Source organism: Staphylococcus sp. 231237_7MaSpsaltlick (assembly GCF_043107035.1).
Genome location: NZ_JBICNX010000003.1, coordinates 462583 through 487664 on the forward strand (window position 1 = coordinate 462583; position 25082 = coordinate 487664).

19 protein-coding genes are annotated in these 25082 nt (G+C 34.3%); 2 read left to right on the forward strand and 17 right to left on the reverse strand.

The genetic code is table 11. The features are described 5' to 3' along the window. Positions 1–39: 39 nt before the first annotated feature. The 9 genes from ACF91D_RS08355 to ACF91D_RS08395 form a co-directional block, all read right to left on the reverse strand. Positions 40–1233 (reverse strand): polysaccharide biosynthesis protein, encoded by a 1194-nt coding sequence (locus ACF91D_RS08355; RefSeq protein ID WP_119624616.1) that lies wholly within the window; start codon positions 1231–1233, stop codon positions 40–42. Beyond that, complete coding sequence (locus ACF91D_RS08360) at positions 1230–2306, reverse strand: glycosyltransferase family 4 protein (protein ID WP_232161473.1); 1077 nt, start codon at positions 2304–2306, stop codon at positions 1230–1232. Before ACF91D_RS08360 ends, ACF91D_RS08355 begins: the two co-directional genes overlap by 4 nt. 71 nt (positions 2307–2377) lie before the next feature. Then, positions 2378–3655: a nucleotide sugar dehydrogenase gene (locus ACF91D_RS08365; protein ID WP_119624618.1), complete on the reverse strand. Its 1278-nt coding sequence runs from the start codon at positions 3653–3655 to the stop codon at positions 2378–2380. Positions 3656–3687: 32 nt separating this feature from the next. Beyond that, entirely contained in the window at positions 3688–5490 is a 1803-nt protein-coding gene (locus tag ACF91D_RS08370; RefSeq protein ID WP_119624619.1) for a polysaccharide biosynthesis protein, read from the reverse strand. A gap of 28 nt (positions 5491–5518) precedes the next feature. Further along, positions 5519–6286 carry a tyrosine-protein phosphatase gene (locus tag ACF91D_RS08375; protein ID WP_107527866.1) on the reverse strand — a complete coding sequence of 256 codons (768 nt, stop codon included), beginning with the start codon at positions 6284–6286 and terminating at the stop codon, positions 5519–5521. Beyond that, a complete protein-coding gene (locus ACF91D_RS08380) occupies positions 6279–6983 on the reverse strand; it encodes a polysaccharide biosynthesis tyrosine autokinase (RefSeq protein WP_107527863.1) in 705 nt (234 codons plus the stop codon). The genes ACF91D_RS08375 and ACF91D_RS08380 overlap by 8 nt, the downstream gene beginning before the upstream one ends. A gap of 14 nt (positions 6984–6997) precedes the next feature. After that, a complete protein-coding gene (locus ACF91D_RS08385) occupies positions 6998–7663 on the reverse strand; it encodes a Wzz/FepE/Etk N-terminal domain-containing protein (RefSeq protein ID WP_119624620.1) in 666 nt (221 codons plus the stop codon). A 234-nt stretch (positions 7664–7897) separates the two neighbouring features. After that, positions 7898–8404, reverse strand: a complete 507-nt coding sequence (locus tag ACF91D_RS08390; RefSeq protein ID WP_042737976.1) for a GNAT family N-acetyltransferase — start codon at positions 8402–8404, stop codon at positions 7898–7900. 22 nt (positions 8405–8426) lie between these two features. After that, entirely contained in the window at positions 8427–9002 is a 576-nt protein-coding gene (locus tag ACF91D_RS08395; protein ID WP_107526758.1) for a GNAT family N-acetyltransferase, read from the reverse strand. A gap of 268 nt (positions 9003–9270) precedes the next feature. On the opposite strand from ACF91D_RS08395, the gene ACF91D_RS08400 reads away from it, so the two are divergent. Beyond that, positions 9271–9732: a hypothetical protein gene (locus ACF91D_RS08400; RefSeq protein WP_042737974.1), complete on the forward strand. Its 462-nt coding sequence runs from the start codon at positions 9271–9273 to the stop codon at positions 9730–9732. A gap of 98 nt (positions 9733–9830) precedes the next feature. Here ACF91D_RS08400 and ACF91D_RS08405 read toward each other — a convergent pair whose 3' ends face one another. Next, positions 9831–11021, reverse strand: a complete 1191-nt coding sequence (locus ACF91D_RS08405; protein WP_042737973.1) for a glycine C-acetyltransferase — start codon at positions 11019–11021, stop codon at positions 9831–9833. Positions 11022–11208: 187 nt separating this feature from the next. Between ACF91D_RS08405 and ACF91D_RS08410 the strand changes: the two genes are divergently transcribed. Next, positions 11209–12384: a M20 family metallopeptidase gene (locus ACF91D_RS08410; RefSeq protein WP_042737972.1), complete on the forward strand. Its 1176-nt coding sequence runs from the start codon at positions 11209–11211 to the stop codon at positions 12382–12384. A gap of 168 nt (positions 12385–12552) precedes the next feature. Here ACF91D_RS08410 and tuf read toward each other — a convergent pair whose 3' ends face one another. The 7 genes from tuf to rpoB form a co-directional block, all read right to left on the reverse strand. After that, positions 12553–13740, reverse strand: coding sequence for an elongation factor Tu (gene tuf, locus ACF91D_RS08415; protein ID WP_107511997.1), 1188 nt, complete (start codon positions 13738–13740; stop codon positions 12553–12555). 223 nt (positions 13741–13963) lie between these two features. Further along, on the reverse strand, positions 13964–16054 hold the full coding sequence (gene fusA / locus ACF91D_RS08420; RefSeq protein WP_107526759.1) for an elongation factor G: 2091 nt from the start codon (positions 16052–16054) through the stop codon (positions 13964–13966). A 119-nt stretch (positions 16055–16173) separates the two neighbouring features. After that, a complete protein-coding gene (gene rpsG, locus ACF91D_RS08425; protein ID WP_392436848.1) occupies positions 16174–16644 on the reverse strand; it encodes a 30S ribosomal protein S7 in 471 nt (156 codons plus the stop codon). Between the two features lie 70 nt (positions 16645–16714). Continuing rightward, positions 16715–17128, reverse strand: a complete 414-nt coding sequence (gene rpsL / locus ACF91D_RS08430; RefSeq protein ID WP_042737968.1) for a 30S ribosomal protein S12 — start codon at positions 17126–17128, stop codon at positions 16715–16717. A gap of 94 nt (positions 17129–17222) precedes the next feature. Further along, positions 17223–17477 carry a ribosomal L7Ae/L30e/S12e/Gadd45 family protein gene (locus ACF91D_RS08435; RefSeq protein ID WP_042737967.1) on the reverse strand — a complete coding sequence of 85 codons (255 nt, stop codon included), beginning with the start codon at positions 17475–17477 and terminating at the stop codon, positions 17223–17225. A 161-nt stretch (positions 17478–17638) separates the two neighbouring features. Continuing rightward, a complete protein-coding gene (rpoC, locus tag ACF91D_RS08440; protein WP_162846331.1) occupies positions 17639–21235 on the reverse strand; it encodes a DNA-directed RNA polymerase subunit beta' in 3597 nt (1198 codons plus the stop codon). A 160-nt stretch (positions 21236–21395) separates the two neighbouring features. Further along, positions 21396–24947: a DNA-directed RNA polymerase subunit beta gene (rpoB, locus tag ACF91D_RS08445; RefSeq protein ID WP_042737965.1), complete on the reverse strand. Its 3552-nt coding sequence runs from the start codon at positions 24945–24947 to the stop codon at positions 21396–21398. Positions 24948–25082: the final 135 nt, after the last annotated feature.

Below are 25082 nucleotides of genomic sequence, written 5' to 3' on the forward strand. Positions count from 1 at the left end.
TCAAATTTCCTGTATATTCCATAAATTACCTTTATTTCATTACTCAACTTCTAATCTACTTAAAATAATTACTTCAACTAATACTTTCAATGTATATGTTAGTAACTGTGCTACAGCTATGGAAACTATCGATTTAAAATAAAATACAAATATTATAGATAGAAGAACAAATACAATTAAAGTTATTACGTCTAAAATTGTTTTTCTTCCTATTGAGTAAAATTTCAATAAAAAGCTTCTTAAAATACTGTCTAGACAAATCAATCCGAATGTAATTGTTACTATACTGTATATGTGAGTAATATCATTTAAATACTGTTTATATAAAAATTGAATGAGTACAATTCCAATATAGTAAGTAGAAATAAAAACAATTAACAATATAAATGGTAATGATATTAAAATTTTTATTTTCAATGATCTTTTCAATTTTTCAGAGCTTGCTAAGTAACTTAGCACCACGGATGACAACATATTAAAAGGAAATAACATTAATTTAGTAGGTAATGTTGCAACATAGAATATAGTCACACTTGATGCACCTAATAAAGCAGTAATAATAAATCTATCTACATAGTTTAGTAATGACCCAGCAAATCCAGAAATCATTAAAAAATTTAAATCAGCATGAGCAAAGTTTAAATTTTTAGATTTTATTAAATCCTTTATTCGAATTTTACAAATCAAATAAACTAGCCCATTAATTAGTATTTCAATAACTACAAAAAATAATAGTATTTGGGTAATAGTTGTAATATTCACTATATATAAAAATGCGTATAGTAAGCTTAAAACACTATTTATTAAAAGTATTTTCGTGAAATTTTTGTGCACTCTATACCATACAATTAAAAACATTCTACTTGTAGTAAATATAATTAATAGCATAAGTAGTAAATAAATAATAAATCCAAGTTTAAAGACCAAAGCACCTATTATTCCAATAATGCAAAAAATACCAATATAAATGATCATTATTTTATAAAAAACATAGTATTCATTCACTTTTTTGAACGAATTCAAAAAAGTACTAAATTTCTTTTGATATAAATTAGTGAAACTTGTAGCAATAGTGACAGTAATAACATTAAATACACCGTAGATTAATAAAAACCAACCGAATTCCTTTTGTCCTAAATTTTTTTCAAAAACAGGAAATAATATTAATTGTTGTACTGCAATAAACATAGCTTGTGCCAATACATTAAAAATTACATCTTTTATGAATTTCATTGGATATTACTTTCTTTATTTATTAGTGATTCGTAAATAGTCTTATGTTTATAAGCATTCATTTCCCAACTGAAATCTTGCTTATTAATTGTTGATAATCTATTTTGAAATTCATCATACTGTTTAATAATTTTGTTAGTTTTTTCTATTAAATCCTCATTAGAATTTATATCTACAGCGTATCCCACTTCACCATCCATGAAATAATTATCAAACCCTTCACCCTTTGTATACAACACTGGTAAATTCTGGCTTATAGCTTCTAAATAAACTAATCCAAATGTTTCATGGTGCGAAATTAAAGTAAATATATGCATATCTTGCATTAATTGTATTATTTCTTCTTTTGTCTTTTTACCTAAAAATTTTAAATTCTCATATTTTTTCAACTCATTATAGTAACTTTCTTCTATAATTTCTCCTACTATATAGATATTCACTTTAGAATTAAGATTTACTTCATTTATATTTTCTGCTAAAAATTTTATGTTCTTATTTTTCATCACTCTACCTACAAATAGAACGTTGATTTCATCAGTAATTTGTTTATTTTTATTATTTATGTTATTAATCCAAAAATCATTTATACCATTAGGAATTACTATTGATTTTTCTAAATTTTTATTTCGTTCTTCACCTTGTTTAAATATAGTTTGTAACGTTTTTTCTTTATATGATTCAGAAAGAAATATTAGCTTTTTTGCATTGTTAATGATCTTTTTGGCAGTTGGTTTTAAATGTTTAAAGTATTTTAAATAATAATTCACATCTGTATTTCTAACTGTAACAACATAAGGTTTGTGTAATTTCAATGCTTGATAACCATCTGAAAATAACGTATGCGCATGAATTAAATCATAACTGTCAAACTTTATATTTTCATTCAATATCCACTTTTGAATTTTATTTTGCTTATGAAAATATAAAAATCTATCCATATTAGTTAAAAATTGAGAGTTATATATTTTTGCATTATTAATCGTAAGATTATTTTTTACATGTTGATTGTCATTAATTTTTCTAGGCATTATAACATCATTTGTAACATTTATATTTTCTAATTTTTTTATCATTTCACTATATAAGGGTGAATGTAGATAATTACTATTAATATGCAATATATTCATACGTATCCTTCTTTCTACTATAACGACCAATATTTGATTCTATCGCTTTGATATTCTTTGAATCTATTTTTCAAATCAATAATTATAGAATTATCTTTATCTAGCATATCTATGAATTCTTCATCTTCTTTATCTTTAAATTCATCATGATCAACTGCATAAATTAATACATCAACTGGTTTTTCTATTTTAAAATCGTTCATAACTTCTGCATCTACTTTTTCTGTAAAACTTTCAATATATGGATCCACCACTTTAGGTTTTATACCATATTCATTCAATTCTTGAATCACATCTAATACTTTTGAATTTCTAAAATCTGGTGTATTTTCTTTAAAAGTTAAACCTGCTATTACAACATTATTACTTGAGCGGTTTTGTGATTTCATTAATTCTTTAATTACATTTTTCGCTATGAATTGTGCCATTTGGTTGTTTATTTTTCTACCTGAAGATATTATTTGCGAGTAATATCCTAAATTTTCTGCTTGATATATAAAATAGTATGGATCAACACCTATGCAATGACCACCTACTAGTCCTGGATAAAAACCTAATGCATTCCATTTAGTATTCATTGCTTCAATTACTTCGAATGTATTAATGCCCATCAAACTAAACACTTGTGACAATTCATTCATAAATGCAATATTTATATCCCGTTGACTGTTTTCAACAACTTTAGCGCTCTCAGCAACTTTAATAGATGATGCTTTATGGATACCTGCTTTTATAACAGTTCCATATATTTTAGCAATCATACTTAATGATTCTTCATCAATTCCAGATACAATTTTAACAATGTTTTCAACAGTATTTTTTTTATCACCTGGATTAATTCTCTCCGGAGAATATCCAACTTTAAAATTAGTTCCACATTTCAATCCGGATATATTTTCAATTAGAGGTACACAAATATCTTCAGTGACACCCGGATATACTGTAGATTCGTAAATTATATAATCACCCTCACTTATATACTTAGAAACTATTGATGTAGCACCTTCAACTGGCTTTAAATTAGGTGTATTATCTTGATTTATAGGAGTGGGTACAGTAATTATGTAAAAATCTGCATTTTCTAAATCAGTTTCATTATCTGTAAATTTCATATTTGTTTGCCTTAATCCTTCTTCTCCTATTTCCCCAGTTGGATCAATATAATTTTTGTATTTCTCTATTTTATCTTTATCAACATCAAAACCAATTACGTCAAAATGTTTAGAAAATGCAACTGCTAGTGGCATTCCTACATATCCTAGACCTATTACTGCAATTTTTCTATTTATCTCCATTGATTTAATCACCTTTCATAAAAATAAATTTTTCAGTTTTTATTTACATAATCCAATAACTTTTCTTTATCAAATTCATTTGTAATATCAATGACAAAGCTTTCCAGTTTAGACAACTCTTCTTTACTAACCTTGCCTCTATAAATTTTTTCATAGACTTGCTCTGGATGTATTTCATCTTCATTGAGTAATTCTTCGAATAACTTCTCACCTGGTCTCACACCAGAGAACTCAATGCCAATATCTTCTTCTTTCTTACCGCTTAAGCGAATTAGATTTTTAGCAAGATCTACTATTTTTACTGGCTCACCCATATCTAGCACAAATACCTCTCCACCTTGTGCTAATGCGCCTGCTTGTAATACTAATCTAGAAGCTTCGGGTATCGTCATAAAGTAACGTGTCATATCCGGATGCGTAACAGTAACAGGTCCACCCGCTTCAATTTGCTTCTTAAACAGTGGGATCACTGAACCTCTAGAACCTAGCACATTTCCAAACCTTACTGCTACAAAGCTTGTCTTACTTGTTTCATCATTTAAGCTCTGTATAATCATTTCAGCCACACGTTTCGTAGCACCCATTACGTTTGGAGGGTTAACTGCTTTATCAGTTGAAATCATTACGAATTTCTTCACACCAACATGTTTTGCAGATTCTGCTGTATTTTTTGTACCTAGTATATTATTACGAACTGCCTCTTTAGGATTGTATTCCATCATCGGTACATGTTTATGTGCAGCTGCATGGTATACTGCATACGGTTTATGCTCTTGCATTACTTCTAACATTCTTTGTTTATTTTGAATATCTGCAATTACAGGTATAATTTCAATTTTCCCATTATATTTTTTCATCAGTTCTTGATGTATTAAATAAATACTATTTTCACCGTGACCTAATAAGATAATGCGCTTTGGATTAAACTTACAAACCTGCCGACAAATTTCTGATCCAATCGAGCCACCTGCACCCGTTACTAAAATGGTTTGATTCGTCAATTGTCTTGATATCATTGCCATATCTAGTTCAACTGGTTCTCTTCCAAGTAAATCTTCAATTTTCACTTTCTTTAATTGATTAACTTCCAGTGCACCTGAAAGTACATCATCAATATTAGGCATTTTGAAGATTTCCACGCCATCAATATTACAAATATCATTAATTTCCTTCATTCGACTTGATGATAAAGTAGGTATTGCTATAATAATTTTTTTAATTTTATATTTGTTCACTAAATGTGGTACGTCCTTTATGTATCCTTGAACTTTCACACCTTCAGTAATTACAATTTTTTGCTTATTAACATCATCGTCAACTGCCAGTACAGGTTCCATGCCCATATTTGGACTTCTTAACATTTGTCTAATTAATAATGAACCGCCCTGACCAGCACCAACAATCAGTGTTGGTTTCTTCTTAACTGTCTTACCAACAACATATTTTCTATAGACTCTCCAAAATATTCTTGATCCACCAATTAATATGATATGCATCATCCACGTAATAAAATATAATCTTAAGAATGGTGCTTGCCATGTAATTAGTGGTACAACAACAATTGTTGCTAATATAGAACATGTCACAGATTGAACAACAAGTAGCAATTCACTGACACTCGCATATTCCCATGCACGATGATATAAATTAAATATTGCTGCAAAGAGATGGTGAAATATCAATAAACTAATTGCTGAAATCATTAAAATTCTTATTGAATAACTCTCAAAAAACGGTTCTAAAATTAAATAGCCCAAAAACACTGAAAATGTTACGATTAATGAATCTATAAATATAAGCAACATTAATCGCACTCTGATAGAAAGATGTGTCACCTAATCCCCTCATTCACTAAAATTTATTCTAAAAAATGCCAAACCATTTCTTTTGTTTATAATCTTTAGTTGGACGTCCTTTTATAATCTTTTCATTCTTAATCAATTTTTCAGCATTGATAAAATAGCCTTCTATTTCATCTCTGTAATTTTTCAAACTTTTATCTTGCAATAATATATCCATTAAAAATGGCCTTTGGTCAACACTATGCGCATCTGATGCTATAAAATGGACTAAATCATTTTCAATCATTTTGAGCGAAGTCTTTTTAATATTCTTTCCAGAATCGCCTGCTAACGACCCAGAGGTCAATTGCGCCAAAGCACCACCATCGACCAACTCAAAAAGCACATCCAAATCTTGTACAATAGCTTTGTTTCTCTCTGGATGCGCGATGATTGGTATGTATCCCATTGTTTGAATTTCATAAAATAATTTATTCGTATAAACTGGTACTTCATTTGAAGGAAACTCAATTAATAAATAATTTGACCCATTTATTCCTGTTATTTTTCCTGCTTCAATATCTGTTAAAATTTGATCAGTAATCCTAATTTCTTGTCCATAATATAAATCAATATTCAAGTCTTGATGTTTCAGTGCAGTATCCAATACAATAAGCTTTTCTTGAATACTATTGATATCATTTGAAAATTTAGGGTGTAAATGATGTGGAGTTGCCACAATACCTGTTACACCCTCTGACATTGCCTGCCTAATAAGTTCAATGGCATCTTCAAGTGATTTTGGTCCATCATCGATGCCATATAAAATATGGTTATGTATATCAATCATCATTTCCATCCCCATAATAGTTGTAATAACTTGAAGAATTATCTTTAGCTGCTTTGTTTAAAACTGCACCAATAACTTTGCCGTTTGATTGTTCAATGAGTTCTTTTGCCTTTTTAACTTCACTTTTATCACTTTTTTCACTATCAATAACTAAAATGCAATCTCTCACAATTTGTGCATATAATTGTGCATCAGTCACTGTATTAACTGGTGGTGTATCAATAATGATAAAGTCATATTCAGTAGCTAATTTTTGATATAATTCACGGAACTTTCTAGTTGTTATCAATTCTGACGGGTTTGGTGGTACCGGTCCAGAAGTTAATACGTCAAGGTTTTCAATATGTGTCTCTTTAATTGCATCTATTTCTAGTGTTTTACCAATAATCAAATTTGAAAGGCCACTATTGTTAGTTAAATTGAATACATAATGTTGAGTTGCTCTACGCATGTCTCCGTCAATAATTAAAGTTCTATAGCCAGCTTGAGCATATGTAATTGCAATATTTGCAGAAATGGTACTTTTACCAGATGAAGCCTTTTCTGAAGTAATCAATATGCTACTGATTTCTTTATCTGCATTTGAAAACATAATATTCGAACGGATACCTCTGAATTTCTCACTTATAATGGACTTTGGTTTGTCATACGTAAAAAGTGGCGATATTTTTGTTGCACCCTTATTCTTCTTTGCCATAATAAATTCCTTTCTTATTCAAATTTTTGAATTGATCCTAATACTGGAATATTAAACTCTTCTTTAACTTGTTCCTCAGTTCTAATGTGTTTATCAAACATTTCTTTCAATACAATAAATAACAATGCTACAAATAATCCAAATACAATTCCAAGCACTAAATTAATTGCTATTCTAGGTTCAACCTTAGAAGCAGTACCATCTGCACTAGATAAGACAGATACATTATCCACGCTCATAATATCTGGAACTTCTTTGCTAAATACTTTTGCGAATGTATTGGCGATGATTTCTGCATCTTTTTTACTTTTACTCTTAACTGAAATATTTAATAATTGAGTTTCGGCTTGATTGGATACATTTAACATTCCTGTTAATTCATTTGGTGTATAATTGTGCTTTAATTTTTTTGAAACTTCATCAATAATTCGTGGACTTCTTACTATTTCTGAATATGTATTAACCAGTTGTATATTACTTTGTACTTCTTGTGCCATCATTTGTTGATCTTTTTCTTTCTCATTCACTAACACCTGTGTAGTTGCTTCATATTTTGGTGTTATAAAAAAGAAAGTAATTATTGCACTAATAATCAAACCGATTAAAGGCAATAAGATAAGTAACTTAATATTTTTTTTAAGAATACTCATGATTTTCGATAAATCGATTGTATTTTCCATATAAACCTCCCAAAAAACAAAATTTAATTCTATTAAACCAAACATTTCTGTTTTTCACAATAGTCTTTTGCACTTTAATTATTTTGCATTAGCTAATTTTACAAAACTTTAAAATATAATTAATATCTATACATCTATAAAAAAGCGTATAAAAAAAAAGCCTTTCGACATAAACACAGTTTTGCATTTATGCCAAAAGGCTTGAGTAAATTATTTTATATAGTATGAATGACCTTAACTAATTTCAATTTGAAATCGACGTATGACTGTCCCATCATCTAACAATGCGGGTTCAATTTCTTCGCCACCATTATGCTTTATCACAGCAGCAGACGCTTTATTGGATTCGTCGCATGTCACTAATGCTTCTTGAACACCAATACGTGACAAATAATCTAATGATTTCTTTAATATCTTATTTCCATACCCTTTACCACGATGTTTCTTACGTACTCCATATCCAATATGACCGCCAACACGCTTCAAGTGATCGTTTAAATCATGACGAATATTTGCTGCTCCAATGATTTCATTTTCATCAATCAAAAATAAGGTCGTATTATCAATTTCTGAATTACGTGATTTGTTATCTGCCAACTCATGAACTAATGTCTCAAAGTTATCATATTTAACAATATTCGTTGCTGCTGGCACAACTTGTTCGTCATGGTCAATCCATTCACTCATATAATCACAATACAAAGATTCATCACTCATTGTTAACTCTCTAAATTCCATCATGTCAACGCTCCTTTCTCTTTCCTTAAATATTTATTGGATCATCGTGTAAATTCTGATAATAAACGAGTTGATCCGTCCATGCGCCATCTTGGAAAATAAATCCCTTTCTTAAACATTCATAGTGAAATCCTAGCTTTTCAATTAAATGTTGCGATGGTTTATTTCCAATATCAATATGTGCTTCTAGTCGGTGAAACTTAAAATTATCTTTAGCTTGTTTAATTAATTCCGATATCGCTTCAAAGGCATAGCCTTGACGCCAATATTGATTATGAATAAAATAACCAATCTCTGCCCATTGAAATGCATCTCTACTCAAATTTTTCAAATCTAGCATGCCAATATGAGTAGCACTCACCTTATCGAAAATTGCAAAAATATATAAATCATCAGCATTTCTCGCCTGGCGTTGACGTTCAACCAACTCAGTAAACCAGGGTTGAGTCGCATCAGACATATCAACTTGTCCCTCATCAAATTGATGTTGTGATGGTTTACGATTTATAAATCCAGAAAGCCAAATTTCATAGTCATTTTCTTCCAACGGTCTTATGATAAGCCGTTGAGTACTGAATTGCAACCTTAAATTTTGTTTCAATGATTAACAACCTTTATCTAATTTTATAGTGTAATTACGTTCAATTATCCAAATTAATAATAATGACTTTATACCTATCATAATACATCTGATACGCAAAGAGAAATAAAGCTATCTAAGCACTTTATCTGCGTTAAAATTTTATATTTTGGGTATATAATATAATGAAAACGCTAACATGATTTGCACAAAAAATGTCCCTTTAGCATACAACGACTGTCGTTTACATTGTATACATGTGGTTGGTAGATAAAGGAGGGTGTTACTTATGAACAGTAATACATCTAAAATATTTTTCGTGTTTTTCGGCATATTATCTTGGTTATCTACGATGTTTTTATTTATTTTACCTATGTTGACCCCTTATCAAAAATATATTGAAAATCAAAATGGTATCTCAGCAGGATGGGTTATTACGCTACTAGCCATTATTACGTTATTCTATATTGGTATATTGATATTAGATATATTTAGTACGACTGCTACACAAGTATTACAATTTGTACTACTCACTGTAGTTGTTGTTTCCGCTTTACCATCTATTACAGCATTTGTAATTGTTTCATTTATCGTAGATATAAGTATTATTGAAATATTTATACCGATTATTTTAATTATTTTGGCTAGTATGTTGCATATTTTATGGTTTGCTATCCCATTCTTACAAAATAAGCAACGTCGGGAAGAATTACTAGAAAAAAACAAAGCGATCTATGATAAATATAAATAGTAGCTAAAAAGCAACTTGCAACATCTAAAATGTGATGTACAAGTTGCTTCTTTTATTGAGACATGATATTAAGTCAATCTAACTGTAAATTGACTATATTATTTAATAATACCGATTTCTTTGCCTACCTTTTCAAATGCAGCTAATGCATCATCTAGCATTTCCTTTGTATGGGCAGCTGTTGGCATATTACGTACACGTCCAGTACCTTTAGGAACAGTTGGGAAGACAATTGATTTAACATATACGCCTTCTTCTTTCAAACGACTACTGAATGCTTGTGTTTCCTTTTCATCACCGATAATAACCGGTGTAATAGGCGTTTCAGAATCTCCGATATTAAAGCCTAATTCCTTCAATCCTGCTTTTAGATAATTTCCATTATCCCAAAGTTTGTCATGTAATTCAGTTGACGCCATTAACTTCTTCACAGCTTCAGTAATTGCTTTCGTGTCTCCAGGAGCGAGTGATGTTGAGAATAAGAATGGTCTTGATTGAGCTTTCAACCAATCAATAAGCGATTGTGTCCCAGCAACATAACCACCGACTACACCAATAGCCTTTGATAGTGTACCAATTTGGAAGTCAATCTTATCTTGTAAACCAAAGTGTTTCACAGTACCAGCACCGTTACCCATTACACCCGAACCATGTGCATCATCAACATAAGTAATCAAGCCGAATTCTTCAGCAATTTCCACGATTTCTGGCAATTTTGCAACATCACCATCCATGCTAAACACACCATCAGTGATATACATTACTTTATTATATTGACCAGATTCGACTGCTTCTTTTGCTTTAGCTCTTAAATCATCCATATCTGAATGATTAACGCGGATAATTTTTGCCTTAGATAAACGACAACCATCAATAATAGAAGCATGGTTTAATTCATCCGATAATATCGCGTCATTTTTATTCATAACAGCAGAGATGGCTGCCATATTACAGTTAAATCCTGATTGATACGCAACTGCAGCTTCTGTACCTTTAAACTTAGCTAACGTTGTTTCTAGCTCATCATGTAAATCTAACGTACCGTTGATTGAACGCACTGCACCTGCACCAACACCATGTGTATCAATTGCATCCTTTGCCGCTTGTTTCAAATCTGCATCTGTTGCTAGTCCTAAATAGTTATTTGAAGACAAGTTAATATATGATTTCCCGTTGATTTTAATTTCAGGTCCATTTGCACCTTCAATTGTATCAATTTCATTATACAAACCGTTATCTTTCAAATATTGAATATTTTCATCTAAAAAGCCATGTAGTGACTGTACCACTGCAAGTCCCCCTTTGAATTGTCTTTGTGTTAAGTTAATCATAACCTATTTTAAAGTTTGAGGGAAGTAGAACAATGCCCACGATAACTGTGTTTTAAGCAATATACTTTGCATTAATTAATTGTACCTATGGATTATCGTGTTGAAATGGTATACTAGATAAAAAGCTATGGAAGAAGGGTTGAAGTTGTTTGATTGGTTTCAACTAGCAAATGAAAAAGAAAATAGAATGGTTCAAGTACGTCGCTATCTCCATCAGTACCCTGAACTATCTTTCGAGGAATATCACACGCATGATTTTATTATGAATCAATTAAGCCAATTATCTTGTGAAATTCAAACACCTGTAGGACGCAATGGTATTGTTGCTCGCTTTAAAGGAAATGGTGACGGTCCTACAATCGCTTTAAGAGCAGACTTTGATGCTTTGCCGATCGATGAATTAACGGATGTCGATTACAAGTCAAAGAATCCAGGCGCAATGCATGCATGTGGTCATGATGGTCATACAGCAATATTACTGGCTGTTGCTGAAATATTAGAGAGTCATTTAAATCAATTAAATGGTACAGTTGTCTTAATTTTTCAATATGGTGAAGAAATTATGCCGGGCGGATCTCAAGAGATGATTGATGATGGATGCTTGCAAGGTGTCGATAGAATTTATGGTAACCATCTTTGGAGTGGTTATCCTACAGGTACGATATACTCACGTCCAGGCGCTATGATGGCGTCACCTGATGAATTTAATATTACAATTCATGGTAGAGGCGGACATGGTGCCAAGCCACATGAAACAATTGATCCTGTAGTAATTATGGCTGAATTTATTATGAGTTCACAAAAAATAATCTCTCGTACAATTGACCCTGTAAAGCAAGCAGTACTGAGCTTTGGCATGATTCAAGCTGGCTCAGCCGATAATGTCATACCCGATTCAGCATACTGCAGAGGTACCGTTCGCACATTTGATACAGATATTCAAGATCACGTTATAAATAAAATGGACAAATTATTACAAGGATTAGCTGTTGCAAATGATATAGAATATTCATTAGATTATATTAAAGGATATTTACCTGTTCATAATAATGCAAATTGCTACGAAGTTGTTAAACAGGCCGCTAATGATATTAATTTAAGATATAATGAATCTGATTTAATGATGGTAGGAGAAGACTTTTCACACTATTTAAAAGTACGTCCAGGTGCTTTCTTTTTAACTGGATGTGGTAACCCAGAAAAGAACTCTGATTACCCTCATCATAGCCCATATTTTAATATTGATGAAAAGGCTATGAAATACGCAGTAAGTGAGTTTTTAAAAATTCTAGAATTAGAGAATATATTTAAACAACTATAAATCATCTTATGTAAAAAGCGCTATTAGTAGCGCTTTTTTTATAACCCATTCTCTCTTTTGCTATCACATCTAATATACTTATAAGATTTATCTTTTTACAAATATCTATATGATGACATAAAAAAAAGAGCCTCCCTAAGGAGACTCTCAAATCATTATTAATAATGATTATTCGTTAATTTCAGTAACAACGCCTGATCCTACAGTACGTCCACCTTCACGGATAGAGAAACGAGTACCGTCTTCGATAGCGATTGGAGAAATTAATTCAACGATCATTTCAACGTTATCGCCAGGCATAACCATTTCAGTACCTTCTGGTAAGTTAACAACACCAGTTACGTCAGTAGTACGGAAATAGAATTGTGGGCGGTAGTTAGTGAAGAATGGAGTATGACGTCCACCTTCGTCTTTAGATAAAACGTAAACTTCCGCTTTGAATTTTGTATGTGGTGTAATAGTACCAGGAGCAGCTAAAACTTGACCACGTTGAACATCTTCACGTGAAACACCACGTAATAATGCACCAATGTTGTCACCAGCTTCAGCGTAGTCTAATAACTTACGGAACATTTCTACACCAGTAACAGTTGTTTTGCTTGATTCTTCTTGCATACCGATGATTTCGATTTCTTCACCGACTTTGATTTGACCACGTTCAACACGGCCTGTAGCAACAGTACCACGACCAGTGATTGAGAATACGTCCTCAACTGGCATCATGAATGGTTTGTCAGAATCACGTTCTGGAGTTGGAATGTAATCATCAACAGCTTGCATTAGGTCTAAGATTTTTTGCTCATAGTCAGCGTCGCCTTCTAAAGCTTTTAATGCTGAACCAGAGATAACTGGTACATCGTCACCAGGGAAGTCATATTCGCTTAATAAGTCACGAACTTCCATTTCAACTAATTCTAATAATTCTTCATCGTCAACCATGTCAACTTTGTTTAAGAATACAACTAATGCTGGAACACCAACGTTACGTGATAAAAGAATGTGTTCACGAGTTTGTGGCATTGGACCGTCAGCAGCAGATACTACTAAGATAGCTCCGTCCATTTGTGCAGCACCAGTGATCATGTTTTTAACATAGTCAGCGTGTCCTGGGCAGTCAACGTGAGCATAGTGACGTTTTTCAGTAGTGTACTCGATGTGTGCAGTATTGATTGTAATACCACGTTCTTTTTCTTCTGGAGCATTGTCAATCATGTCGTATGATTGTGCAATAGTGTCACCATTTTTTGCTAATACAGTTGCGATAGCAGCTGTTAAAGTTGTTTTACCATGGTCAACGTGACCGATAGTACCAATATTGGCATGTTCTTTTGAGCGATCAAATTTTTCTTTAGCCATTATAAAATCTCTCCTATTCTGTTAGAAAATTAATATTAAAATTTATCTCTCATGACAGTTTCTCACCATCATGAGAAGACAATTTATCTTTTAGGGATAAGTACTATCCATATAGTACCTTTATAATGCATTTTTCCCAAAAAATCAATTGATAAAACCATAGGGTACGAATTGCACCCCAATTAGTCAAAGTGACTATAAAAGACACTTATAAACTAATCAATTATTCAGCGTTGTTACCGCTGTTTTTCTTGATGATTTCTTCAGAGATTGATTTAGGAACTTCTGCATAGTGATCGAAGTACATAGTGTAAGTACCGCGACCTTGAGTGTTTGAACGTAATGATGTTGCATAACCGAACATTTCTGAAAGTGGTACATAAGCTTTAACAACTTGTGCATTACCACGAGGTTCCATACCATCAACACGTCCACGACGAGATGTTACGTCACCCATGATGTCACCCATGTATTCTTCAGGCATTTCGATTGTTACTTTCATCATTGGTTCTAAGATAACTGGATCACATTTTTTAGCAGCTTCTTTAAGTGCTAAAGATGCAGCGATTTTGAAGGCCATTTCAGATGAATCGACATCATGGTATGAACCGTCAAATAATTTCGCTTTAACGTCGATTAATGGGTAACCAGCTAATACACCGTTATCCATTGCATCAACAAGACCAGCTTCTACTGATGGAATGTATTCACGAGGAACTACACCACCAACGATAGCGTTTTCGAATTCGAATCCAGCACCAGTTTCGTTTGGTGAGAATTCAATCTTAACGTCACCGTATTGTCCACGTCCACCTGATTGACGAGCGAATTTACCTTGAACTTGTGCTGATGTTTTGAAAGTTTCACGGTAAGAAACCATTGGTGCACCAACATTACATTCAACGTTAAATTCTTTCTTCATACGGTCAACAAGGATATCTAAGTGAAGTTCACCCATACCACCGATGATAACTTGTCCAGTTTCTTCGTTAGTAGAAGCATGGAAAGTTGGGTCTTCTTCTTGTAATTTAACTAAAGCTGTAGTCATTTTATCTTGGTCAGCTTTAGATTTAGGTTCTACTGATAAGTGAATAACTGGTTCTGGGAATTCCATTGATTCCAAGATGATGTCATTCTTCTCACCACATAGAGTATCACCTGTACCAGTGTCTTTAAGACCAACTGCTGCAGCGATATCTCCAGCGTATACAGTGTTAAGCTCTTCACGAGAGTTAGCGTGCATTTGTAGTAAACGACCTACACGTTCACGCTTACCTTTAGTTGAGTTCTTAACGTAAGAACCTGAAGTTAATGTACCAGAATAAACACGGAAGAAAGTTAATTTACCAACATAAGGGTCAGTCATAACTTTAAATGCTAAAGCAGCGAACTCAGCATTGTCATCAGCTTTTGCGATAACTTCTTCGTCTGGTGTTTCAGCACGGTGACCAACAATAGGCTTAACATCTAATGGAGATGGTAAGTAGTCAATTACTGCGTTAAGCATTAATTGAACACCTTTGTTTTTGAATGCTGTACCAACAAGTACTGGGTAGAATTCTACGTCAGTAGTTGCTTGACGGATTGCAGCTTTCAATTCGTCGATACTGATTTCTTCGTCACCAAGGTATTTTTCCATTAATTCGTCGTTTGTTTCAGCAACAGCTTCGATTAATGTTGAACGAGCTTCTTCAGCTCTTTCTTGATGATCTGCAGGAATTTCAATTTCTTCAATTTCAGTTCCTAAGTCATTTGTATATTTGAAACATTTCATTTCAACTAAGTCAATGATTGCTTCAAATTCATCTTCTGCACCAATTGGTAATTGGATTGGTTGCGCGTTTGCTTGTAAACGGTCATGAATAGTACTTACTGAATATTCAAAGTTAGCACCTAATTTGTCCATTTTGTTTACAAATACAATACGAGGAACACCATATGTTGTAGCTTGACGCCAAACTGTTTCAGTTTGTGGTTCAACACCTGATTGAGCATCAAGTACTGTTACCGCACCGTCAAGTACACGTAATGAACGTTCAACTTCTACTGTGAAGTCTACGTGTCCTGGTGTATCGATAATGTTAACACGGTGGTCATTCCATTGAGCTGTTGTTGCAGCTGATGTAATTGTGATACCACGATCTTGCTCTTGTTCCATCCAGTCCATTTGTGAAGCACCTTCGTGAGTTTCACCAATTTTATGGATACGTCCAGTATAGTAAAGAATACGTTCAGTCGTAGTTGTTTTACCAGCGTCGATATGAGCCATGATACCAATATTACGAGTTTTTTCTAAACTAAAATCTCTAGCCATGTATTTTTCTCCTTCCAGTATTACTGCGAATAAATACTATAAATATGGCGATGCCCTAAGCACGCACCACTGATGGTAAACCATCCTTTTGGAACATACTCAGGGAGAAAGCTTCTATCCTACCAACGATAGTGAGCGAATGCTTTGTTTGCTTCAGCCATTTTGTGAGTGTCTTCACGTTTCTTAACTGCGCCACCTGTGTTGTTAGCTGCATCTAAGATTTCGTTAGCTAAACGCTCTTCCATAGTTTTTTCACCACGAAGACGTGCATAGTTTACTAACCAACGTAAACCTAAAGTAGTACGACGTTCTGGACGAACTTCTACTGGTACTTGATAGTTAGAACCACCAACACGACGAGCTTTAACTTCTAATACAGGCATGATGTTGTCGATAGCTTCTTCGAATACTTCAACAGCTTCACGACCACTACGTTCTTGAACTAGGTCGAAAGCAGAATAAAGAATTCTTTGAGCTGTTCCACGTTTACCATCTAACATGATTTTGTTGATCAATTTTGTAACTAATTTTGAGTTATGAATTGGATCTGGTAATACGTCTCTTTTTAGTACTGATCCTTTACGAGGCATAATGTAAGTCCTCCCTTCCTATTATAGTATATTTTCAAATTGTGTTGCGAAAATTTACGCAATCTTAAAATTAATTTTTAGGTTTTTTAGTTCCGTATAATGAACGTCCTTGTCTACGTCCATCAACACCTGAAGTATCAAGTGCACCACGAACGATGTGGTAACGTACACCAGGTAAGTCTTTTACTCGTCCACCACGTACAAGTACTACACTGTGTTCTTGTAAGTTATGTCCGATACCAGGGATATACGCATTGATTTCGATGTTGTTAGATAAACGAACACGAGCATATTTACGTAACGCTGAGTTAGGTTTTTTAGGTGTCATTGTACCTACACGAGTACAAACGCCACGTTTTTGTGGAGAATTTAAGTCAGTAAATTTCTTTTGTTTACTGTTAAAGTTTCTGTTTAATGCTGGTGAATCAGATTTCTTTGATTTACTTTGTCTTGGTTTGCGTACCAATTGATTAATAGTTGGCATTGAATGTTTCCTCCTCTCCTGTTTTATAATCCCACACATCCAGGTGGTTCATTTTAAGGGTAAATAAAATTTAGTAAGATAAATCTTACTAATCTCATTTCAGACATGCAACAATCGTTGCACTCACACTGATACCTACATATTCTCCTAAAGCGCGTTTGCCTTCGAAAAATGAGACAGGTATTGATTTGTGATTGATTTGGCTTAACACGCGAGTCAATAAATGAACTTCTACGTCTTGAGCAATTATCAATGATGTAACTTGATCTTTATTCAAAGCTTTAAGCGTTTGTTTAAGACCAACAACATATTGTTGTTTGTTAAAGCGTGCAACTTTTTCATTAGACATTTAGATATCCTCCAAAGTTCTGCTTGCATCAACCTTTACAATAATAACATCTCCTATATGATTCAGTCAACGTTTTATCGCATAATTTATTAAAAAATAAATAAAAAACAAGTGATCGAAATAAAGCATTCCGATCACCTTGTTTATATTAAATCAGTGAATTAAATTTCAGTAGTTTGAACTTCTTCCACTTCTTCTTGTGCTGGTACAGCTTTGTCATATTGAACATCTCTATAACGTCTCATACCAGTACCTGCTGGAATTAATTTACCGATGATAACATTCTCTTTAAGACCAAGTAAGTTATCACGTTTACCTTTAATTGCAGCATCTGTAAGTACACGAGTTGTTTCTTGGAATGAAGCTGCTGATAAGAAGCTTTCAGTTTCAAGAGACGCTTTCGTGATACCTAATAATACTGGTTTAGCTGTTGCAGGTCGTTTACGCTCTTTAAATGCGTCACGGTTAGCATCAGTAAAGTTGTGAATATCAACTAATGAACCTGGTAATAACTTAGTATCTCCAGCTTCGATGATACGTACTTTACGCAACATTTGTCTTACCATAACCTCAACGTGTTTATCATCAATTTCTACACCTTGCATACGGTAAACTTTTTGAACTTCTTTTAATAAGTAGCTCTCAGTTGCATTTAAACCTGATACTGATAAGTAGTTCTTAGGCTCGATAGAACCTTCTGTTAATACTTCACCGCGTTCAACGCTTTGACCAATTTCAACTTTCAATCTAGATGTACCTGATGCAAGATAAGATCTTGTTTCATTTGCACCTTTAATAACGATTTCTTGTTGACGGTCTTTCGCAAGTTTGATGTCATCCACAACACCTTCGATTTCCGTAATAATCGCTTGTCCTTTTGGATTACGCGCTTCGAAAATCTCTTGGATACGAGGAAGACCTTGTGTAATATCACTACCTGCTACCCCACCTGTATGGAATGTACGCATTGTAAGCTGTGTACCTGGCTCACCGATAGATTGGGCTGCAATTGTACCAACTGCTTCACCAACTTCAACTTTTTCACCAGTAGCAAGGTTTTTACCGTAACATTTTTCACATACACCATGACGTGTGTTACAAGTAAATGCAGAACGGATATACATTTTTTCAAATCCAGCGTCTACGATTTGTTTTGCGATATCTGCAGTAATTAATTCGTCTGGACGGATAATAATCTCATCTGTTTCTGGATGACGAACTGTTTCTTTAGAATAACGACCTTCTATACGCTCGATAAATGGTTCAATCATTTCTGTACCTTCTTTAATATCAGAAACAAGTAAACCTCTGTCCGTACCACAATCTTCTTCACGAACGATAACATCTTGTGCAACGTCAACAAGACGACGAGTAAGATAACCTGAATCGGCAGTCTTAAGTGCTGTATCGGCAAGTCCTTTACGCGCACCGTGTGTAGAGATAAAGTACTCTAATACTGTTAAACCTTCACGGAATGAAGATGTGATCGGTAACTCGATAATCTTACCTGATGGAGCGGCCATTAATCCACGCATACCCGCTAACTGTGTAAAGTTAGACGCGTTACCACGGGCACCAGAGTCACTCATCATAAAGATTGGGTTAGTCTTATCAAGTGATTGCATTAATTCACCTTGAATTTGATCTTTAGCATCTGTCCAAATTTCAACGACAGAATTATAACGTTCATATTCAGTGATTAAACCACGGTTGAATTGTTTTGTAACTCTTTCAACTAGTTTTTCATGCTCATCTAAGATATCTTTCTTGTCTGGTAATACCACGATGTCTGATACACCAACTGTGATACCTGCTTTAGAAGAGAATTTGAAACCTAAGTCTTTCATTCTATCTAACATCATAGATGTGTCTGTAATGCTGAAACGGTTGAACACTTCTGCGATGATGTTACCTAAGAATTTTTTATTGAAAGGTTCAATTAATTCTTCATTTTCAAAGTAAGCTTTAAGTCCACCTTCACCTAATTCAGTTGCTGACACGAAATATTTATCAGGTGTTTCACCTTCTAAATTGGCTTGTGATGGTTCATTGATGTAAGCAAATGAATCCGGAATAATTTCATTGAAGATTACCTTACCAACAGAAGTTGTTAAGATTTTATTATTTTGCTCTTCAGTGAATGTTGGATTGTTAAATGATTTAGCGTGAACACCAATACGCGTGTGTAGGTGTACGTAACCATTAGCATAAGCTTTTAATACTTCATTTGTATCATTGTAGATTGTACCTGTATTCACAGCATCTTTACGTTCTAAAGTTAGGTAATAGTTACCTAATACCATATCTTGAGATGGTGTAACAACTGGTTTACCATCTTTAGGATTCAAGATATTTTGTGCAGCAAGCATTAACATACGTGCTTCTGCTTGTGCTTCTTTAGATAAAGGTACGTGAACAGCCATTTGGTCACCATCAAAGTCGGCGTTATATGCTGTCGTTACAAGTGGATGTAAACGAATCGCACGGCCTTCTACTAATGTTGGTTCAAATGCTTGGATACCTAGTCTGTGAAGTGTAGGTGCACGGTTAAGTAGTACTGGATGTTCTTTAATTACATCTTCTAAAACATCCCATACTTCGTCATCCATGCGCTCAATCTTGCTCTTAGCATTTTTAATGTTTGTAGCAATCTCACGTTGTACTAATTCTTTCATAATGAAAGGCTTGAACAATTCAAGTGCCATTTCTTTCGGTAGACCACATTGATACATTTTCAAGCTTGGTCCAACAGCGATAACTGAACGGCCTGAATAGTCAACACGTTTACCTAATAAGTTCTGACGGAAACGACCTTGCTTACCTTTAAGCATATGAGAAAGTGATTTCAATGGACGGTTACCTGGTCCAGTAACTGGACGGCCACGACGACCATTATCGATTAACGCATCTACAGCTTCTTGTAACATACGTTTTTCGTTTTGTACGATAATACCAGGTGCACCTAAATCTAATAAACGTTTCAAACGGTTATTACGGTTAATCACACGACGGTATAAATCGTTCAAATCACTTGTAGCAAAACGTCCACCATCTAATTGAACCATTGGTCTGATTTCAGGTGGGATAATTGGAAGTACGTCTAAGATCATCCACGCTGGGTTGTTACCAGAATGTCTAAATGATTCAACAACTTCCAAACGTTTAATAGCACGTGTAAGTCTTTGACCAGTAGCTGATTCTAACTCATCACGTAATAATTTTAATTCAGAATCTAAATCGATTTCTTCAAGTAGTTCTTTGATTCCTTCGGCACCCATCTTAGCAGTGAATTGTCCTGGGAATTTATCATAGTACTCTCTGAATTCAGCTTCAGATAGTAATGTCTTTTTCTCAAGACCAGTTGGTCCTGGATTAACAACAACATAAGATGCAAAGTAAATTACTTCTTCTAATGCTCTTGGTGACATGTCTAATAATAGACCCATACGACTTGGAATACCTTTGAAGTACCAAATGTGAGATACAGGAGCAGCAAGTTCAATGTGACCCATTCTTTCACGGCGCACTTTTGATTTTGTTACTTCTACACCACATCTGTCACAAACCATACCTTTATAACGTACGCGTTTGTATTTACCACAACTACATTCCCAATCTTTTGTAGGTCCGAATATTCTTTCACAGAAAAGACCATCTTTTTCTGGTTTTAAAGTACGGTAATTTATTGTTTCTGGCTTTTTAACCTCACCAAAAGACCATGAACGGATTTTTTCAGGTGAAGCAAGTCCTATTTTCATATAATGGAAATTATTTACATCAATCAAGGAGCCTACCTCCTTCAATTTAGATTAGCTGTGCAAATTGATTGATTGCTCTATATTGATAAATGGCAAGACCGATATCGAGTGCCGAAGTGGCTACTCGATATGGAATATACCTTTATAAACTTAAATGCGATTAGTCAGTGATTTCTTTTTGTGATTCTGGAGCATCTTTTTGTTGAAGATCAACTTTACGCTCAACAACATCTTCATCTTCAGTGTCATGCATGTCAATTTCATTGTCATGCTCGTCCATAATCTTAACGTCTAATCCTAAACTTTGTAACTCTTTCATCAATACTCGGAATGATTCAGGAACACTTGGTTTAGAAATATTTTCACCTTTAACAATAGATTCGTATGTTTTAACACGACCTACTGTGTCATCTGATTTGTAAGTTAAGATTTCTTGCAGTGTATATGCAGCACCATATGCTTCAAGTGCCCATACCTCCATCTCACCGAAACGTTGTCCACCGAATTGTGCTTTACCACCAAGTGGTTGTTGTGTAACAAGTGAGTATGGTCCAGTTGAACGTGCGTGTAATTTGTCATCAACCATGTGTGCAAGTTTCAACATGTACATTACGCCGACAGAAATACGGTTATCAAATGGTTCACCTGTACGTCCATCGTAAAGTACAGTCTTACCGTCACGTGCCATACCGGCCTCTTCAATTGTAGACCAAACATCTTCATCATTGGCACCATCGAATACAGGTGATGCAACATGAATACCTAAGTTTTTAGCAGCCATACCTAAGTGCAACTCTAATACTTGTCCGATATTCATACGTGATGGTACACCTAATGGGTTTAACATGATATCGATAGGTGTTCCGTCTGGTAAATAAGGCATGTCTTCTTCTGGAACAATCTTAGAAATAACACCTTTGTTACCGTGACGTCCACACATCTTATCACCAACGTGAATCTTACGTTTTTGAACGATATAAACACGTACTAATTGGTTTACACCAGGAGATAATGTGTCGTCTCCTTCTTCACGGTTAAAGACTTTAACATCTAGAACAATACCACCAGCACCATGAGGCACACGTAATGATGTATCACGTACTTCACGTGCTTTTTCACCGAAGATTGCATGTAATAAGCGTTCTTCTGCAGTTAATTCAGTTACACCTTTAGGCGTTACTTTACCTACTAGGATATCACCATCATTAACTTCAGCACCTACGTATACAATACCGCGGTCATCTAAGTTTTTCAGTGCACTTTCAGAAACATTCGGAATATCACGAGTGATTTCTTCAGGTCCTAATTTAGTATCACGCGCTTCTGATTCATACTCTTCAATATGAATTGAAGTATAAACGTCATCCTTAACAAGACGTTCACTCATGATTACAGCATCCTCATAGTTATAACCGTCCCAAGTCATGAAACCTACAACTACGTTTCTACCAAGTGCCATCTCACCTAATTCCATTGAAGGACCATCAGCTAAGATTTCACCTTTAGTCACAACGTCACCTGAGCTAACAATAGGACGTTGGTTATAACATGTACCTGTGTTTGAACGTTTGAATTTAGCTAATGGATAGCGATCTAATTCGCCTTCGTATTCTTGGCCATCCTCTTCAATAAGTTGACGAACAAGAATTTCATTAGATTCAACATGCTCAACGCGACCTTTACGTTTAGCAACAACTGCAGCACCAGAGTCACGTGCAGCTACGTGTTCCATACCTGTACCAACAAATGGTGATTCAGGATTCATCAAAGGTACAGCTTGACGTTGCATGTTCGCACCCATCAATGCACGGTTAGAGTCATCGTTTTCTAAGAAAGGAATACATGCTGTCGCAGCAGATACAACCTGTTTAGGTGATACATCCATGTAGTCCATTTTTTCTTTTGCCATTACTGTGTTGTTACCACGGAAACGACAAACGACTTCATCTTCTACGAAACGACCATTTTCATCTAATACAGAGTTTGCTTGTGCTACTACATAGCTGTCTTCTTCATCAGCTGTTAAGTAGTCAATTTGATCTGTAATAGATTGTGTTTCAATATCAACTTTACGATATGGTGTTTCAATGAAACCAAATTCATTTACACGCGCATAACTTGATAATGAGTTGATAAGTCCGATGTTTGGACCCTCAGGTGTTTCGATTGGACACATACGGCCATAGTGAGAATAGTGAACGTCACGTACTTCCATTTGGGCACGTTCACGAGTTAAACCACCAGGTCCTAATGCTGATAGACGACGTTTATGCGTCAACTCAGCTAATGGGTTTGCTTGGTCCATGAACTGTGATAATTGTGAACTACCAAAGAATTCTTTGATAGATGCAATTACAGGGCGAATGTTGATTAATTGTTGTGGTGTGATTGAATCTGTGTCTTGAATAGACATTCTTTCACGTACTACACGTTCCATTCTTGATAAACCGATACGGAATTGGTTTTGTAATAATTCCCCTACTGAACGTAGACGACGGTTTCCTAAATGGTCGATATCATCAGTGAAGCCAATACCACTTAGTAAGTTAAAGAAGTATGACATAGATGCAATAATATCAGCAGGTGTAATACATTTCACTTCTGAATCTGGGAACGCGTTACCAATCACTGTCGTTGTACGACCTTCTTCATCATTAGGTACGTAAACTTTGATTGATTGAATTTCTACAGGCTCATCAATGATGCTTCCTTCTAATTCAAACACTTCGCTGTTTGCATTTGATTCCAATACATCCATGATTTCGTCTAAATTACGACGATCAAGTACTGTACCTTCTTCAGCAACAATTTCACCAGTTTCTGCATTAACAATTGGTTCAGCTAATTTTTGATTGAATAAGCGATGCTTTAAGTGAAGTTTCTTATTCGCTTTGTAACGACCCACACTAGCTAAATCATAGCGTTTTGGATCGAAGAAACGTGAATATAATAAACTTTTAGCATTTTCTACTGTTGGTGGTTCACCAGGACGTAGACGCTCATAAATTTCAAGCAATGCTTGATCAGTATTTTCAGTTCCATCTTTTTCTAATGTATTACGCAAGTATTCACTTTCACCAAACAAATCAACAATCTCTTGATCCGTTGAGAAACCTAAAGCTCTTAATAATACTGTTAATGGTAACTTTCTAGTTCTGTCAATACGTACATAAACAACATCTTTGGCATCAGTTTCATATTCTAACCATGCACCACGGTTAGGAATAATTGTTGCGTCAAAGTTTGTGTTGCCGTTTTTGTCTAGCTTTTCATTGAAGTAAACGGATGGTGAACGAACTAATTGTGATACGATTACACGTTCAGCACCGTTGATTACGAATGTACCTGTATCTGTCATTAATGGGAAATCGCCCATAAACACTTCTTGCTCTTTTACTTCGCCAGTTTCTTTAATGATTAGACGTACTTTAACACGAAGAGGTGCTGCATACGTTGTATCACGGTTTTTAGATTCTTCTAAATCATATTTTGGTTCACCAAGTCTATAATCTACAAATTCTAATGATAGATTTCCTGTGAAATCTTCAATTGGAGAAATGTCTCTAAACATTTCTAATAAACCTTCTTCTAAGAACCAATCGTAAGACTTAGTTTGAATCTCAATTAAATTTGGTAATTCTAATACCTCTGAAATTCTCGCATAGTTTCTACGTTTACGATGTCTTCCATATTGGACAAATTGACCTGCCAAACAGATTCACCCCTCAAAAATTGTGTGTTTACTTTTAGAAAAATAGCAAATATAATAAGACAAAAAGAAAACGGTAGCACTCCTGATGACACCATTTTCTATTTCATATTATATACAATGTTATTTTGAACGTAA